Raw genomic sequence first — 15943 nt, 5'->3', positions numbered from 1 at the left:
CTGAACTAAGGAGGAGTAGAATTTACGAATGGTGCCTCGAGGCGGAATCGAACCACCGACACGGGGATTTTCAATCCCCTGCTCTACCGACTGAGCTATCGAGGCGTTATCACTATAGGCTACTGCCTGACAACGGAGCGTATTAAACTATTTTTTCGCTTGCCGGTCAACAACTAAATTTAAAAAAAGTGAAAAAATAAGTGTGTTTGAATGGTTAATAATCAAAATGTTTATAAAAACAACGGATTTTATAAAACACATTTAAAAATAACCGCACTTTTAATAAAATAATCCTGCCAAATACAGGTAATAGCTATATTATCCATCGGGCAGCCTACCAATTATTCGCTCTTCTTAATCAGCTTTGCCCTAACAAATAATAATACCGGTCGATGCTGCAAATCTTTAAATTCTTCTTGCCATTGAGGTTGCTCCGCAAGCATTGGTTCAGCTATCTGTTCAATTTGAAAACCTGCGGCAATTAAATAATTGATAATGGTCGCCGTGGTGCGGTGGTAGGTTTTAAAAGGTTGTTTAAACCAATTTCTCTCGCGCTCCCCTTCATCACGATAATGATTTAAACGGTATGCTACCTGCCGTTTGCTTTCATCTTTTTCCCAACGATCCCCCACTTTGTGACAAGTGGTAATGGGATGCTCTTGAGAAAATACTAATGTGCCGTTTGGTTTTAATTTCTCACGCATTGCAGTCAATAACGCCGGAAAATCCTGCACATAATGAAAAGCGAAAGAGCTGGTGATGACATCAAAATTTTCATCAGGTAAATCTGCGAGATTTTCCATTGCTAATTGGTGTAAAGAAAAACGTCCGTGAAATTGACCGCACTTTTCCAAATCTGTTTGCGCTTGTTTTAACATATTGGCAGATAAGTCCATACCCACCACAGTACTTGCCCCTTGTGTCAAGTAAAGCTGTAAATGCCCGCTTGTACCGCAGCCAAGATCAAGTAATTTTTTGCCTTGAAGATCAGGCAAAAGAGAAAGCATTGTCGGCTTTTCCACAATTTCATTTAGACTAATCGGGTTTGCACGGAGCTTTTGATAAAGTTCAAAGAAGTTTTCCCTATCGTAAACACTGGTTTTATTCTTCATTGATGATTCCTGTCATCGTGAGGGTAAAATCTAAAAGGGCTCATACGCCCTTAGAATACGATAGGATACGATTATCCTGTAAAACTCGCAAACCAGCCTAAATTAGCTCCCACTTGTGCCATAATATTTAACACCCCGAAAAGGATAATAAAGCCAATCATAAAATTGCCGCCATAAACTTTATAACCGGCATTCGGGAATTTTTGACGGCTTGCCTTCGCAAGTAATGCCGGCACGATAGCTGCCCAAATGGTTGCAGCTAAACCGGCATAACCGATGGCGACCACAAAACCATAAGGAAACTGAAGACTTAATAATAGGGGCGGTAGAAAAGTCACTAAGGTAGTTTTTGTTCTGCCCGTCACGCTGTCGTCAAATTTAAATAAATCGGCAATATAGTCGAATAAACCTAACGTAACACCAAGGAAAGAACTGGCAATCGCCATATAAGCAAAGAAATTCAATATCACTGCAATATAATCTGTTTCAATATATTTGCGTAATGCCTTGAGTAACGCTGATACATCCCCACCTTTTTCAATAACCGGAGCAAATTCCGCACGGGGTAAATTGCCTTGAATCGCAAGCTGCCACAAGATATAGATAATGAGAGCTAAACCGGTGCCGGTAAAAATGGCTTTCATCACGCGATCACCGTCACGATGGTAATATTTCACCAAACTGGGAACATTACCGTGAAAACCGAAGGAAACCAAACACACAGGAAGTGCGGTCAATAAATAGAGGAAATATTGCTGCTCACCTTGTGCAGCCGTATTTAACAAAACCTCTGTTTTGACTGATCCTAACAAGCCTACCGTTGAAAGAAAAAAGGCAATCACCATCCCGCCAATTAATACCGTTGTAAAACGATCGACCGCTTTGGTTGAAAGCCATACAAATGCCGCTAAAACGATACAAAAAATAAGTGAACCGAAAGTACGCCCAATATCAACCGCACTTTCAGAGGAACTCAATAGCTGATTTAATAAATTTTGCGTAATTCCGCCACCTGAAGTGATATAGGCGTAAGTTAAAATATAAAGCACGAATGCGACGGATAAACCGTTAACCGCATTCCAACCTTTGCCAAGCAAATCTTTGACAATCGTGTCGAAACTTGAGCCAGTAGGATAATGCAAATTGGCTTCTAAAATCATTAAGCCGGATGTAGTCATACAAAACCATGTATAAACCAGCGCAAGAATAGATCCGATAAACCACACACCTGCGGTTGATGTCGGGTTTGCTAACATACCTGCACCAATCGCGGTGCCTGCAATAATCATCGCACCGCCCAATAACGAAGGGGATTTTTGTTGTTTCATAATTGATTCCTAAAAGGTTAATTTTGCACTATTATAATAGTACAATTTTAAAACTCAATTGTTTTTTACTAGACAATACGAACTGACTTTCCTTATAATTCCACTATCTCTACCACTGTACTCACAATAGGAATCTCAAATGAAAAAATACATCAAATCTTTTGCCTTTACCTCCGTAGCGGCTTTTATGTTAACTGCTTGTGCTGATTCAGTCTCTATCAATCAACAAGCAGCGTCAAGCTATGCACAAGAAATGGGCAGAATTCGCACTCAAGGTGCCGTAGATACCACTTCTCGAACGGCAAAACGGATCCATCGGATTTTCAACAAAATGGTGCCTTATGCCAACAAAGAAAACCAAACCGGTCAGCTCTTTAACTGGCAAATTACCGTCATCAAATCTAAAGAATTAAATGCGTGGGCTATGCCGGGCGGAAAAATGGCATTTTATACAGGATTAGTGGATTCATTAAAACTCAATGATGATGAAATTGCCACCGTAATGGGACACGAAATGGCTCACGCCCTGAAAGAACATGGTAAAGCAAAAGCGAATTTTGGGATGGCAACAGGCATTGCCGCACAATTAGGTCATATCGCACTTTCCACTGTAGTAGGGTCTGATTTAAGCGGAATTGCAGTTAGCTTAACCAAAGATTTTGCCTTAGATAAACCTTACTCCCGTAGTGCGGAAACCGAAGCTGATGAAGTCGGCTTATTGCTTATGGCAAAATCAGGCTTTAATCCGCAATTCGCACCCGGTTTATGGGATAAAATGAAAAAAGCTTCCGGTGGTTCAAAAGGGGCATTAGATGCCTTGGCATCCACTCACCCGACAGATGAAGATCGCCAAGAAAACTTACGCCGTTTACTTCCTGAAGCGATGAAACTTTACGAAACATCAAAAAAATAAAAAACGTTTATGAAATTGACCGCACTTTTAAGTGCGGTTTTTTATTGGCTCATATCAGGGAATGTGGAAATTTTGTTTTTGCCATCGCCCCAACACAAAACAAAACCGCACTTTCGTTTCCAAAAGTGCGGTTGAATTTTAAGGTATTTTATTAATGCGCCGCTTTGCTTTCATTTTCTTCAAATATCGGCAATGGTTTATGTTCGGTTGCCACATAACTATAAACCACCGGAAGTACAAACAATGTGAAGATTGTACCGATAGATAAACCGGCGACGATAACGATACCGATACTAAAACGTGATACCGCACCTGCCCCTGTTGCATAAAGCAATGGAATCAAACCTGCCACCATCGCAGCGGTTGTCATCAAAATTGGACGCAAACGCACTTTAGCCGCAGCAGTAATCGCATCAATGCGGTTTTTGCCGTGCAATAATTGCTCTTCTTTTGCTACTTCACACATCAAAATACCGTGTTTTGTAATCAAGCCCACCAAGGTGATTAATCCCACTTGTGAGTAAATATTTAAGGTTGTGCCTGAAATACCGAAGAATGACAAGAAATTCAGCGTTAATAATGCACCACTCACTGCCAGAGGGACAGAAATCATAATCACCATTGGATCTCGTACTGATTCAAACTGAATGGCTAGCACTAAGAAGATGATAACCACCGCTAACGCAAAGGTCACCGCCAACGCATTACCCTCTTGCACTAACTGACGGGATTCCGAACGGAAATCGTAAGTATAGCCCTGCGGTAAAGTGGTATCGGCGTGTTGTTGTAACCATGCCACCGCATCCCCTGTGGACGTTCCCGGCATAGGTACAGCTTGAATCGTGGCTGCATTTAACTGGCTAAAACGTGGTAATGAAGTAGGTTGGGTTTCCAACTTCATACTGATCAAGCTACTTAATGGTACAGATTCCCCATTACTTGCGGTGAGATAGTAATTTTTGAAACTTTCCGGCGAGAGGCGATCATCACGTTTTACTTGTGAAATCACTTTATAAGCCCGCCCGTCAATATCCACACGGGTAATGGTGGCGCCAGAAAGGAAGCTTCCTAAGGTATTACTAATTTGCTGCATCGTAATGCCATAGGTTCCTGCTTTTTCTTTATCCACCGAAATCGTCATTTGTGCGGTATCGTATTTTAAATCAAGATTGGTATAAACAAACTTGCCCGATGCCCGCATTGCGTCTAAAAACTTCTCAGCAGTATTCGCCAACGCATTATAATCTTGTGCCGTTTTTAACACGATGGCAACCGGTGGTCCTTGCTCCCCCGTATCAATTTCAGGGAAGTTAAAGGCAGATACCGACACTTCCGGAATCGCTTTTGCCTTTGCATTCAATTCGTTCATGATTTCCGGTTGTTTACGTGAACGCTCTTTCCAGTCCTTTAATGTCACAATGTTGAGTGATTGGTTAGTACTTGGCGCACCGGCAATACTCATACCAAACCACACTTCCGGTGTATCCATGACGGTTTTCATATAAGGTGTCATAGCATCTTGGATATAATCCACGTTCACATTAGAAGGGGCAGAACCGATAGCAATAAACGCCCCTTTATCCTCATTTGGCGTTAATTCGCTTGAAAGCGAATTAAAGAGGAACGGTAATGTAGAAAAAACAGCCACGGCAAACACCACCATGGATTTGCGATTTTGCATCACAATATCCAACATATAGTTATACACATTATTCATTTTGGAAAGTGTATGCTCAACTTTACGTTCCATCCAAGTTGGTTCGGCATTGGATTTCAGCAATTTACTGGTCATCATTGGTGAAAGCGTTAATGCCACAATACCGGAAATAAATACCGAACCGGCAAGGGTGAGGGCAAACTCTTTAAAGAGTGTTCCTGTGATTCCGCCCATGAGTGCCATTGGCGAATAAACTGCAATCAAAGAAATGGTCATAGAAATAACCGGTAGTGCAATTTCGCGGGTACCGATAATCGCTGCTCGGAATGGGGTTTCCCCTTCTTTAATATGGCGGTCAACGTTCTCCAATACCACAATCGCATCGTCCACCACCAAACCGATGGCAAGGATCAATGCCAATAATGTCATCAAGTTAATAGAAAAATCTAAACTTTGTAACATCATTAGCACCCCGATCAATGAAATCGGAATAGTGAGTACAGGAATGATAATAGCACGCAGTGAGCCGATAAACATCAGGATCACCACTAATACGATCACTGTAGCCTCTACAATCGTTTTTATTACCTCATTAATAGAGCTATTAATGGCGATTGTGCGATCGTAAAGAATATCCGTTTCCATACTATCCGGAAGCTGTTTTTGAATGCTCGCATAAAGCGGACGGATTTTTTCAGCCACCGTTAATGGGTTAGCTGAAGAAGTCGGATTAATCCCTAATACCACAGACTCCCCACCATTTGCAGTCGCCCGTGAATTATCACTTTCTTTATTCAGTTCAACGGTAGCAATATCACGCAAACGCACTAAATCATCGCCATTAGAAGAAACAATCAGATTACCTAACTGCTCCACAGATTTCGTGGTGGTTTCAACCTTATTACGATAGCTCACGTAATAACCGTTATCACTCCCTGCTGCAGTTTGAATGTTATTAGCAGAAAGTGCAGACATCACTTGTGAAGCAGAAAGATTTTGAGCCGCCATTTTTTGCGGATCTAACCAAATACGCATCGCATACTCTGCCGCACCAAAGATCTGTACTTCCGCAACCCCTTCAATCGTGAAGAACTGGGGTTTGACCACACGGTTGATATAATCCGTTACTTGACTGGAATCCAACTTGTTAGAACGGAAACTAATATACATAATCCCCGTTCCCCCTGATGAGGACGCCACCGTAGGATCTTCAATACCGCTCGGCAATTCCGAACGCACTGCATTCACTTTTGCCAACACATCCGCCAAGGCTCCGGCAGGATCCGTATTCAGTTTCATTTTTACGGTAATGCTTGAAGCGTTAGGCGCACTTGAGGAAGACATATAGTCAATATTGTCCGCTTGAGCAATAGACTCTTCCAATTTAGAGGTAACGAATGCTTGAATCAAGTTCGCATCCGCCCCCGGATAAGCGGTGGTAACGGTAATCACCGTTGTTGTCATTTTAGGATATTCACGCACTGCCAATTTTGAAATCGCCTGCAAACCTAAGATAATAATAAGCAAGCTGATCGAAACCGCTAAAACAGGGCGACGAATAAATATATCAGTAAATTTCATTCGTATTTCCTAGACTATTACAAATTGGTTTTTTTCGCAGGTTCGGTTCCACCAACGATATCTTTCTTAATCCATTCAACAAGGCTGCCATTACCAATACCTTGTTGACCGCCGGTAATAATTCTATCACCCACTTTCACTTCATCACCTTGTAATTGAGAATAAATCCCTTGGCGATCTTTAGTAAATACCGTGATTTGTTTTGCACGATAAAGTGAATCTAATTTTGGATTATCGGCAAATTTCGCTTTATCTTCTTCGGATAAAGGCTCTAATAAATAAGAAATTTCACCGTACATGTTATAGCTCACCGCCACTTGTGGCACAACGATTTGATTCGTCTCTGTCGGTAATGCAATACGTAAACGTGAAAACATACCGGAAAGCAACTTACGCCCGTCTTCAGGATCGAAAGTCGCCTGAATATCCACTAAACCGGTTGATGAATTAATTGCCGGTTCAATTGCCGTAATACGTGCTGAAAAGGTTTCTCCTTGACGAGCATCCGTTGTCGCGGTAACACGCTGATTGAGGTGCAATTTATCTAATTCGTTTTGTGAAATCGAAAAATCAATTTTCATTGAACTGATATCTTCTACACGAACAATTTCCGTCCCCACATTCACATATTGACCGACATTAACCTTTACAATACCGGCTTTACCATCAAAAGGAGCAACAATCTGACGACGTTCAATCATTGCTTTTAAGGATTCAATATTCGCCACTTGCGCATCATAAGCGGATTTCGCATTATCCACCTCTTGACGGGAAACCGCATTGCTTGCTAATAAATTTGCATAGCGCTGATAGGTTTGACGCAATGCGGGAAGTTGTGCTTGAGAGGCTTTAAGACTTGCCCGTTCAACAGAACTATCAAGTTCAACTAAAAGATCACCTTTCTTTACAATTTGTCCGTTTTGAACAAATACATTGGAAACGGTTCCTGCATTTTGTGCACTTAACATCGCCCCTTGATTTGGTCGCACAAGCCCCGTGGTATTAATCACCGGAGTCCACTCTCTTGCCTTTACTTCCAATGCTGTAACAGGGCTTGAAGACTCCGGCATATTAGCAATTGCCTTACCGATCATAATGCCTCGTAACACATTAAAACCGATAACACCGGCAAAAATTAAGACAAACACTACTAAAATAATTTTCATATAGAAAACATGCGAGCGTTTTGGTCGGTTGGTTTGAGTTTGACTCATTTTATAAAAGCTCCGATAAAAAATAAAAACAACGATTATTTCTGAATTGCCCGCCAAGAGCGTTCAACTACAGATTCTAAAATTTCACTGGTGAGTTCCAGACTGAAAAACTTAATATCCGATGCCACCGTCATTGCTGTTTTTAAGCTTAACTGAAAAAGAACCTCATCCGGTAAATCTGCTAATTCATTTGCCGCCTTTCCTTGGAGGCAAAAGTGATCCCAACGACTATTATCAATTTCCCGACAAAGTTCAGCAAAATTCGGTAAAGACTGATACTGATTCAAGTTCGATAAAATCGTGGGGTTGCTTTGCAAAAACAGCCAAATGTTCCACCACATTCGTCGATATTGTTGAAAAAAGGATTCTGATTCATCAAAATCCTTCTCCAGTGCCGCCATAAACATGGCAAACACACGCCGAGCGAATTGTTCTAACAATTCATCTTTATTTTTAAAATAAAGATAAATCGTTCCTGCTGCTACCTTGGCTTCTTTCGCCAATTTATGCATCGAAAGTTGATTTAAACCTTCTTTTGCCATCAAGCAATCTACTGCCATAAAAATTTGCTCGGCAAGATCTGTTTTAGAAGAGTGCCGCATAAAAAAGTCTTAGGTTTGAAAATAAAAAAGAGGGCTCATGTAAGCCACTGAATGAACGAGCGTTCATTTTAGAGATTTTTCATTTTTTGGCAAGTTAAAAAATAAAAAAGCGCGGTCATTTTTCACCGCACTTTTTCTTTCATCATTAATTTGTTGAGGTTTGGTTTTTGACTTGTATTGCCAACAACATTATCACCGCCCTACATACCGATAATCACACAACCTGTCACAGATTTTGCTTTATCTTGCGCTTGTACCGCCGCATCACGGTTTGCGAATGGCCCTACACGAACACGATTCCATTCGCCATTCACCATCACCTGCGCATTAATACCGGCCATCACTAAACGACCTTGTAAATTTTCTGCTTGAGCCCGGTTTTTAAAGGCACCACATTGTAAACCGAAACGTTTACCACCAGTTGTAGCGGCTGTATTTGTTGGTTTGGTTTCTTCTGTTTTCGTTTCAGCTTTTTTTGCTGTCTCAACTTTCACCGATTCTACTTTCTTCGCAGTTTCCGGCTTCTTCACCTCTTGTTTGGGTGGCTCAACTTTCACCGTTTCCACGACTTGTTGTGCTTTTTCAGCCTCTTCCGCTTTACGTTTTTCTGCCAATTTGCGTGCTTCTTCCGCCGCTTTCTGTTCTTTTTCCATTTGAGCTAAAACCTGACGCTGCTCTTCCGTTAAACGCATATTTTTTTCTACACTGGAAGGTTTATCGTCCACCGGCACAGTACGGGTCTCCAACGCCTTAATGTAACTCCACACTTCCTCCGGTCGATTGGGTAATACGCTTTTCGGCTGTGTTTTTTCAGGCTGGCTTACCACGGATGAAACCGGCTCAGGGGTTTTGTTCTTTAAAAAATAAAGCCCGACACCAAAGCCAATCAATACCGTTAAAGCAATACCAATTAATACATTTTTATTTGTTGTCTTTTTTTTCTTGTTTGAACCGCGACGAGCGGCAAAATCTCGATGTGCCACAATAAAACCCTAAACTTTAAATGATTTCTAAAAATTTTATAAAACTTTCCAAGTTTACTGAAAAATATTGTGATTTTCTAGCTTAAATCCTGAGGATCTACATCTAAAATCAACCGCACTTGGCTATTTTTTTCCAAATTTGCCTGCTGGTAATCACTTAATGCTTTTTGTAATTCTTTACGAGAGGGGTGTTGTAAAAGCAATTGCCAACGATATTGCCCCGCTTTTTTGCTAAACGGTGCGGGTATGGGTCCTAAAATTTGTAACCCTTCAATTTGCTTTGAATGAAAAAAATCTGCGATCCGAATTAAATATTCTTCAGCCGACTCAGAATAGCGAGCTTGCGCTTTAAACAAGGCTTGAAAGCTAAAAGGCGGCAATCCCATTGTATGACGTAAACGCAAGGTTTCTTCCGCAAATGCCTGATAGCCTTTCGCTAATAATGTGGTGAGTAACGGATGATCCGGATAATGGGTTTGTAGCAACACTTCCCCTTGTTTTTCCGCCCGACCGGAACGCCCCGCCACTTGCACATAAAGCTGCGCCAATCGTTCTTCTGCACGGAAATCCAACGAAAACAACGCACTATCCACATTTACCAAGGCAACCAACGTGACATTAGGAAAGTGATGTCCTTTTGCTAACATCTGCGTGCCGATTAAAATTTGGCTTTTCCCTTGTTGAATATCTTCTAAATAGCCTTCTAAGGATCCTTTTCGGGCTGTACTGTCTCGATCGATACGCGCCACAGAATAAGAGGGGAATTGGGCTTTCAAGGTTTCTTCCAATTGCTCTGTTCCAAGCCCTGTTGTGACTAGATGGGTTGAACCGCAATCATCGCATTGACGAGGAATGGTTTTCTGTGAGCCGCAATGATGACAACGCAACACACGTTGATGTTGGTGATAGGTATAAGGTTTTTCACAATGGGGACATTGGGCAATCCAACCACATTCGTGGCAAAGCAAAACGGGAGCAAATCCACGACGGTTGAGAAATAATAAAACTTGATTGCCTTTTTCAAGATGATTTTTCATCCGTGCCAACAACGGCTGCGATAACCCCTGTTGCACAGGCTGATTTTTTAAATCAACGACAATCTGGCGAAGTGCGGTCGCATTGCCGGCTCTTTTTGATAAAGTCAGATGTTTATATTTACCGTTTTTTACATTATTGAGACTTTCTAAACTTGGCGTTGCCGAGCCCATCAAGATCGGAATATTAAGTTTTTTCGCCAACACAATCGCCAAATCCCGAGTATGATAACGCCAACCGTCTTGTTGTTTGAAAGAGGCATCATGTTCCTCATCCAAAATAATCGCCCCCAAATTTGCAAATTGTGTAAATAATGCGGATCGCGTCCCAATCACCACCGCACTTTGTCCTGTTTTTGCACGAATCCACACATTGAGCCGTTGGGTGTCATTTAAATGAGAGTGGAGAACGTCAATTTCCACATTAAAACGCGCTTTAAAACGCTGAACAGTTTGTGGCGTTAGCCCTATTTCCGGTACCAACACAAGCACTTGTTTACCGGATTTCAAAATCTCTTCAATATATTGCAAATAAATTTCTGTTTTGCCAGAGCCCGTTACGCCATCCAGCAACCACACATTAAATTCACGCTGAAACATTAGCTGGCTAAACACTAAGGCTTGCTGTTTGTTTAACATCAGACGATTATCAATATTCACCAAGGGGATATTTCCCAAAACAGCTTGCCAGCTTTTTTCCTCCTCTTGAACCGAGATTTCTTGTACAAAATGTTTGCTTTTTAATGCCGACCAAACAGAGGAGCTGAAATCCCCCTCCCCTTTTTCCAAATCTGTTTCCGACAAGCATCGCAAGGCTTCCGCTTGTTTTTTGGCTCGCGTTAATTCACCACGCCACAGTGCGTTTTTTCCCTCATCGGTGATACGCCAAAAAGTGCGGTCATTTTTCACCGTACTTTCACCATGACGTAATTTCACCGGCAATGCTTGAAATAACACGTCTCCCAATGTGGCTTGATAATAATTCGCCGCCCACAACAACCATTCCCAAGTGGCAGAAAAAAATAAGGATGTCGAATCTAAAATCGCAATAATTTCCTTTAATTTATCCTTTGGTATCTCCGTGGTTTCCGGCAATTCCACCACAATCGCGACTTTTTTCTGCGTGCCGAAAGGAACAAGTACGCGCGCACCCACAACCAATGGCATATCATCAGAAACCAGATAATCAAACAAACGGGGAAGCGGCACAGGAAGTGCGACACGGACAATTTTCATAATCACCTTCAGGAAAAAATTTGGCGTATTATACGGGAAAACGAAATGATTTCGTGTATAATCGCCGGCAATTTTACACATTCATTTTGCAATCTAAAAGTTATGAAACCTACCTTTGCCGATCAAAAACGTAAAACCGTAGAAACGGCTGAATTTACCGAAGATGGTCGTTATAAACGCAAAGTACGCAGTTTTGTGCTGCGCACGGGGCGTTTAAGTGAATTTCAAAAAAATATGATGAACGAGCATTGGGGAAAACTAGGCTTAGATTATCAAACCACCCCTTTTGATTTTGTCAGCATTTATGGTAATACCAATCCGGTGATTTTGGAAATCGGTTTCGGTATGGGAAAATCCCTTGTGGATATGGCGTATGCCAATCCCGATAAAAATTATCTCGGTATTGAAGTGCATACCCCGGGTGTCGGTGCCTGTATTGCCTATGCCGTAGAAAAAGGCGTGAAAAATCTTCGTGTGATCTGCCACGATGCCACTGAAATTTTACGCGATAGTATTGCGGATAATACATTGGGCGGGTTACAGCTATTTTTCCCCGATCCTTGGCATAAAGCAAAGCATCACAAACGCCGTATTGTTCAACCGCACTTTGTCGATCAAGTAGTTAAAAAACTGGATGAAAATGGCTTTATTCACATGGCAACGGATTGGGAAAACTATGCCGAGCAAATGCTGGAGGTACTTAGTGCCAATCCCCATTTAGCTAACACCTCAGCACAGGGTGACTATATTCCCCGCCCGAGTTTTCGTCCATTAACAAAATTCGAAGCTCGTGGACAACGACTCGGTCATGGTGTCTGGGATTTATTCTTTACGAAGAAATAATTTTTGATTTTATAAAGGCATCAGTAAAATTCTGCTGCCCCCATTAATTCCTCACAACAATCCAAATAGGAGAACCTCAAAATGTCTAAATCTTACAATCAACGCCAGCGTAAAAAACTTCATCTTGCCGAGTTCCAAGAATTAGGCTTTTTGGTCAATTTCCAATTTGCCGAAGGCACTTCAATTGATACCGTAGATGAAGTTGTTGATCGTTTTATCAGCGAAGTGATCCAACCAAACGGCCTCGCTTATGAAGGCAGCGGTTATTTACACTGGGAAGGTTTAGTATGCTTAGAAAAAATCGGCAAATGTGATGAAAGCCACCGTGAAACCATCAAAAAATGGCTTGAAAGCAATGGCTTACAACAAATCGAAATCAGTGAATTATTTGATATTTGGTGGGATTATCCGACCTCAAAAGCTTAAATCCTTCTCATTAAAAAAACAGCATGAAACGGTTATCTTTCATGCTGTTTTTTTTCAAAATTAACTATATTATGTAGCCGTTGAACAAACCTAATTTGGGGTTCATTTGTAGGGACACACTACGTGTGTCTGCTTATAATATATTGAGATAAATTGATTTTATAACGGACACACGTAGTATGTCCCTACATTTCGTTAAAACACCCTGCTTTTGTGCCCTTGCTACATAATACTGAAAAAACCGACCGCACTTTTCAAGAAAATTACTTTGTTTTATCCGCTTTTATCACAAAGGAAAACCTTTTACTGATCACTATTGGATGGAAAAAAGACAAATTCTCGGCATTGAAAAGTGACACTTACGGTAGATCTTAGGGGTAAATCTGTACTTTCATAAGCAATAAGATTGATGCCATTAATTGCAAGCTGATAACGATAGTACTGCCCTAGAAAAAGTTTATCAACCACGATTCCCTGCCCGGCTTTATCCCGTTTAAACAAAATTTGCTCAGGGCGAAGTAACCATTGATAACGGCCTGTGGCATAGTCCATTTCAGGGAAAAGACGGTAAGTACCAATCGGGCTTTTAAGGCTTCGATCCGCTTGAATTTCACAATCAAGATAATTTGTACTCCCCAGAAAATCTGCGACAAAGTGGTTGATTGGATTGTGATAAAGCTGGGTTGGCGTACCGATTTGTACAATTTTGCCTTGATCCATGACGGCAATTTTATCCGCAAAAGCAAAAGCCTCTTCCTTACTATGTGTCACAAAAATTGCCGGTACTTTTTGATTTCTCAAGATTTGTTTAATTTCTTGAATCATCGCATAGCGAGTTTGGCTATCAATGTTGGAAAAAGGTTCGTCTAACAAAAGCAATTCAGGCTTGCAAGCTAAGGCTCTGGCGATAGCTACCCGTTGCTGTTGCCCACCGGATAGTTCGTGTGGAAAACGTTGTTCAAAACCCTCCAATTTAACCACGTTCAGCATTTGTTGCGTAACAATTTGTTGTTCATCTTTTGTCAATTTAGCCACCCCAAATTGAATATTTTCCGCAACGGTTAAATGTGGAAAAAGTGCATAATCTTGAAAAATTAAACCGATTTTACGCAGTTCCACAGGCATTGAGTTAATCACCTTCCCAGCCAATTTTACTAAGCCTTGCGAACTCGGAATTAAACCTGCAATCGCTTTGAGTAAGGTTGTCTTACCGCAACCGCTTGCACCGAGTAAACAAACAATCTCATTTTCTTCAACGTCAAGATCAAGAGATTTTAAAATCTGATTCTGTTCAAACTTACAGCTCAGTTGCTGTACTTCAAGTAATTTCATTTAACGCTCTTTTTGTGATTGAGAAATCAGTGAACGAGTGAGCCAAATCACCGGGATTAGCCCGACTAATACCAAGACAATTGCCGGCATCGCCGCTCGCTCTAGCTGTTCGTCCGAAGTAAAAGTAAAAACGTAAGTTGCAAGCGTATCAAAATTGAAAGGACGAAGTAACAGTGAGGCATTGAGCTCTTTCATACTTTCAATAAAGACCATTAAAGCCGCGGTAGTAATTCCCTTTGAAATCAATGGAATATGAATATGCTTAAACATTTTTGTCCCACTTTTCCCCATGGTTTGGCTTGCCATATCTAATGTAGGGGAAACCCTTTCTAAACAAGCACCAAGACTTCCTATTGCCATAGCCAAAAAACGAATAGTATAAGCCAACACTAACGCAAATATCGAACCGGAAAAAATTAGCCCGACAGGTTTTAATTCTAAGGATTTGAGTAGGCTATGCAGTTGGTGATCAGCAAAGGTAAGGGGAGAAAGCAGACCAATCGCCAACACAGTGCCCGGAATAGCATAACCAAAACCCGACAAGGCAAGTGAAAGTCGGGTCATTTTGCCGAAAAATGGCGTATTCCGAGATAACCGATGAGCAAAGTGCAACAAAAGTGCTACACATACCGTAGTAACGGCAGCAATTGAGGATACTTTTAAGCTGTTTAAGGCAAATTTAACAAAATCTAAATTCCATGACTGTTCAAAATAATCTATCGACCAGAAAATCAATCTTCCAAACGGAATAAAAAATGCCATTGCCAACAAACTCCAGCACCATAACAACGCTAAGGCGCAACGCCATCCTGTCAGCATTCTAAAATGCGTTTTCTTTTCATAACCACGTTGATAGCTTTTCTGCTTGCGACGACTATATTGTTCAAGGCTGATAAACAGAAAAATCATCATCAGCATAAAAATCGAGATACGGCTTGCTGTGCCAAGATCATGGAAACTCAGCCACGAATCGTAGATTGCGGTGGTCAATGTGGGAAGTGCAAAATAGGCAACAGTGCCAAAATCTCCCAAGGTTTCCATTGCAACTAATGCCATACCTACCGCAATAGCAGGACGAATAAGAGGAAAAGTTACACGACGAAAAATTTGGAGAGGGGGTGCACCAAGCATTTTGGCACTATGTTGCAAATTTTCTGACTGTTCTAAAAATGCAACCCGCACAAGGAGAAAAATATAAGGATAGAGTACCAAGGCGAGAACAAAACAAGCACCATAAAGCGTTCTAATTTGAGGAAACCAGTAGTCCCGTGGCGTTTGCCAGCCGAAAATACTGCGCAATAATGACTGAAATGCCCCCGAATAATCAAGTAAATCCGTATAAAGATAAGCGATTAAATAAGCCGGCATAGCAAGAGGCAAGCAAAGCAACCACTGTAATGAACGTTGTCCCCAAAACTGAAAATTTGCCACCAACCATGCAGAGGGTAATGCAAAAAATAATGCCAGTGCGACAGTACCAATCACTAACAATAAGGAGTTAATCACATAGCGACCAAGCATCGTGTTCCAGAGATGAATAAGATTATCCATCTCACCACTCAGAGCATGGTAAGTAATCGCCAATAAGGGGAACAGAATGAAAAGTGCGGTTAAAATCGCAAACAATTTCCAAGGTAGGTTACGGGTCATTTTTATTTAAATTATTTTCCCATACGGAGCGT

At 41.3% G+C, this 15943-nt stretch carries 12 protein-coding genes and 1 tRNA gene; 3 read left to right on the top strand and 10 right to left on the bottom strand.

Annotated elements, in window-relative coordinates; translation table 11 throughout:
• Positions 1-29: 29 nt before the first annotated feature.
• From BKK47_RS08335 to mtr, 3 genes are all read right to left on the bottom strand, one after another.
• Positions 30-105, bottom strand: a tRNA-Phe gene (locus BKK47_RS08335).
• A 236-nt stretch (positions 106-341) separates the two neighbouring features.
• Positions 342-1112 carry a class I SAM-dependent methyltransferase gene (locus BKK47_RS08330; protein WP_077494393.1) on the bottom strand — a complete coding sequence of 257 codons (771 nt, stop codon included), beginning with the start codon at positions 1110-1112 and terminating at the stop codon, positions 342-344.
• Between the two features lie 71 nt (positions 1113-1183).
• Complete coding sequence (mtr, locus tag BKK47_RS08325) at positions 1184-2440, bottom strand: tryptophan permease (protein WP_077494392.1); 1257 nt, start codon at positions 2438-2440, stop codon at positions 1184-1186.
• Positions 2441-2579: 139 nt separating this feature from the next.
• On the opposite strand from mtr, the gene BKK47_RS08320 reads away from it, so the two are divergent.
• Positions 2580-3353 carry a M48 family metallopeptidase gene (locus BKK47_RS08320; RefSeq protein WP_077494391.1) on the top strand — a complete coding sequence of 258 codons (774 nt, stop codon included), beginning with the start codon at positions 2580-2582 and terminating at the stop codon, positions 3351-3353.
• A 151-nt stretch (positions 3354-3504) separates the two neighbouring features.
• Here BKK47_RS08320 and acrB read toward each other — a convergent pair whose 3' ends face one another.
• The 5 genes from acrB to priA form a co-directional block, all read right to left on the bottom strand.
• Positions 3505-6591, bottom strand: coding sequence for a multidrug efflux RND transporter permease subunit AcrB (gene acrB, locus BKK47_RS08315; protein WP_077494390.1), 3087 nt, complete (start codon positions 6589-6591; stop codon positions 3505-3507).
• 17 nt (positions 6592-6608) lie between these two features.
• Positions 6609-7805, bottom strand: coding sequence for a multidrug efflux RND transporter periplasmic adaptor subunit AcrA (gene acrA, locus BKK47_RS08310; protein ID WP_077494389.1), 1197 nt, complete (start codon positions 7803-7805; stop codon positions 6609-6611).
• Positions 7806-7840: 35 nt separating this feature from the next.
• The gene (gene acrR, locus BKK47_RS08305; RefSeq protein ID WP_077494388.1) at positions 7841-8407 is read right to left on the bottom strand and encodes an efflux transporter AcrAB transcriptional repressor AcrR; all 567 of its coding nucleotides are present in this window, start codon (positions 8405-8407) and stop codon (positions 7841-7843) included.
• A gap of 200 nt (positions 8408-8607) precedes the next feature.
• Positions 8608-9390 carry a cell division protein FtsN gene (gene ftsN / locus BKK47_RS08300; RefSeq protein ID WP_077494387.1) on the bottom strand — a complete coding sequence of 261 codons (783 nt, stop codon included), beginning with the start codon at positions 9388-9390 and terminating at the stop codon, positions 8608-8610.
• Between the two features lie 77 nt (positions 9391-9467).
• Complete coding sequence (gene priA / locus BKK47_RS08295; RefSeq protein ID WP_077494386.1) at positions 9468-11660, bottom strand: primosomal protein N'; 2193 nt, start codon at positions 11658-11660, stop codon at positions 9468-9470.
• A 102-nt stretch (positions 11661-11762) separates the two neighbouring features.
• Here priA and trmB point away from each other — a divergent pair, with 102 nt between their 5' ends.
• Complete coding sequence (gene trmB / locus BKK47_RS08290) at positions 11763-12503, top strand: tRNA (guanosine(46)-N7)-methyltransferase TrmB (RefSeq protein ID WP_077494401.1); 741 nt, start codon at positions 11763-11765, stop codon at positions 12501-12503.
• 81 nt (positions 12504-12584) lie between these two features.
• Positions 12585-12929 carry a YggL family protein gene (locus BKK47_RS08285; protein ID WP_077494385.1) on the top strand — a complete coding sequence of 115 codons (345 nt, stop codon included), beginning with the start codon at positions 12585-12587 and terminating at the stop codon, positions 12927-12929.
• Between the two features lie 303 nt (positions 12930-13232).
• Here the strand turns inward: BKK47_RS08285 and BKK47_RS08280 are convergent, their stop codons facing one another.
• Both BKK47_RS08280 and BKK47_RS08275 read right to left on the bottom strand, forming a co-directional pair.
• Complete coding sequence (locus BKK47_RS08280) at positions 13233-14261, bottom strand: ABC transporter ATP-binding protein (RefSeq protein WP_077494384.1); 1029 nt, start codon at positions 14259-14261, stop codon at positions 13233-13235.
• A complete protein-coding gene (locus tag BKK47_RS08275) occupies positions 14262-15911 on the bottom strand; it encodes an ABC transporter permease (RefSeq protein ID WP_077494383.1) in 1650 nt (549 codons plus the stop codon).
• Positions 15912-15943: the final 32 nt, after the last annotated feature.

Origin of the sequence: Rodentibacter mrazii (assembly GCF_001998825.1) — a bacterium.
In the GTDB taxonomy this organism is placed as follows: Bacteria; Pseudomonadota; Gammaproteobacteria; order Enterobacterales; family Pasteurellaceae; genus Rodentibacter; species Rodentibacter mrazii.
Note: the sequence above shows the minus strand (reverse complement) of the source record. Positions and strands in the feature narration are given on the sequence as shown.

Excerpts from the sequence above, each read along its gene's own strand:
- BKK47_RS08330 (WP_077494393.1), bottom strand. The coding sequence starts at position 1,112 with ATGAAGAATAAAACCAGTGTTTACGATAGGGAAAACTTCTTTGAACTT.
- mtr (WP_077494392.1), bottom strand. The coding sequence starts at position 2,440 with ATGAAACAACAAAAATCCCCTTCGTTATTGGGCGGTGCGATGATTATT.
- BKK47_RS08320 (WP_077494391.1), top strand. The coding sequence starts at position 2,580 with ATGAAAAAATACATCAAATCTTTTGCCTTTACCTCCGTAGCGGCTTTT.
- acrB (WP_077494390.1), bottom strand. The coding sequence starts at position 6,591 with ATGAAATTTACTGATATATTTATTCGTCGCCCTGTTTTAGCGGTTTCG.
- acrA (WP_077494389.1), bottom strand. The coding sequence starts at position 7,805 with ATGAGTCAAACTCAAACCAACCGACCAAAACGCTCGCATGTTTTCTAT.
- acrR (WP_077494388.1), bottom strand. The coding sequence starts at position 8,407 with ATGCGGCACTCTTCTAAAACAGATCTTGCCGAGCAAATTTTTATGGCA.
- priA (WP_077494386.1), bottom strand. The coding sequence starts at position 11,660 with ATGAAAATTGTCCGTGTCGCACTTCCTGTGCCGCTTCCCCGTTTGTTT.
- trmB (WP_077494401.1), top strand. The coding sequence starts at position 11,763 with ATGAAACCTACCTTTGCCGATCAAAAACGTAAAACCGTAGAAACGGCT.
- BKK47_RS08285 (WP_077494385.1), top strand. The coding sequence starts at position 12,585 with ATGTCTAAATCTTACAATCAACGCCAGCGTAAAAAACTTCATCTTGCC.
- BKK47_RS08280 (WP_077494384.1), bottom strand. The coding sequence starts at position 14,261 with ATGAAATTACTTGAAGTACAGCAACTGAGCTGTAAGTTTGAACAGAAT.
- BKK47_RS08275 (WP_077494383.1), bottom strand. The coding sequence starts at position 15,911 with ATGACCCGTAACCTACCTTGGAAATTGTTTGCGATTTTAACCGCACTT.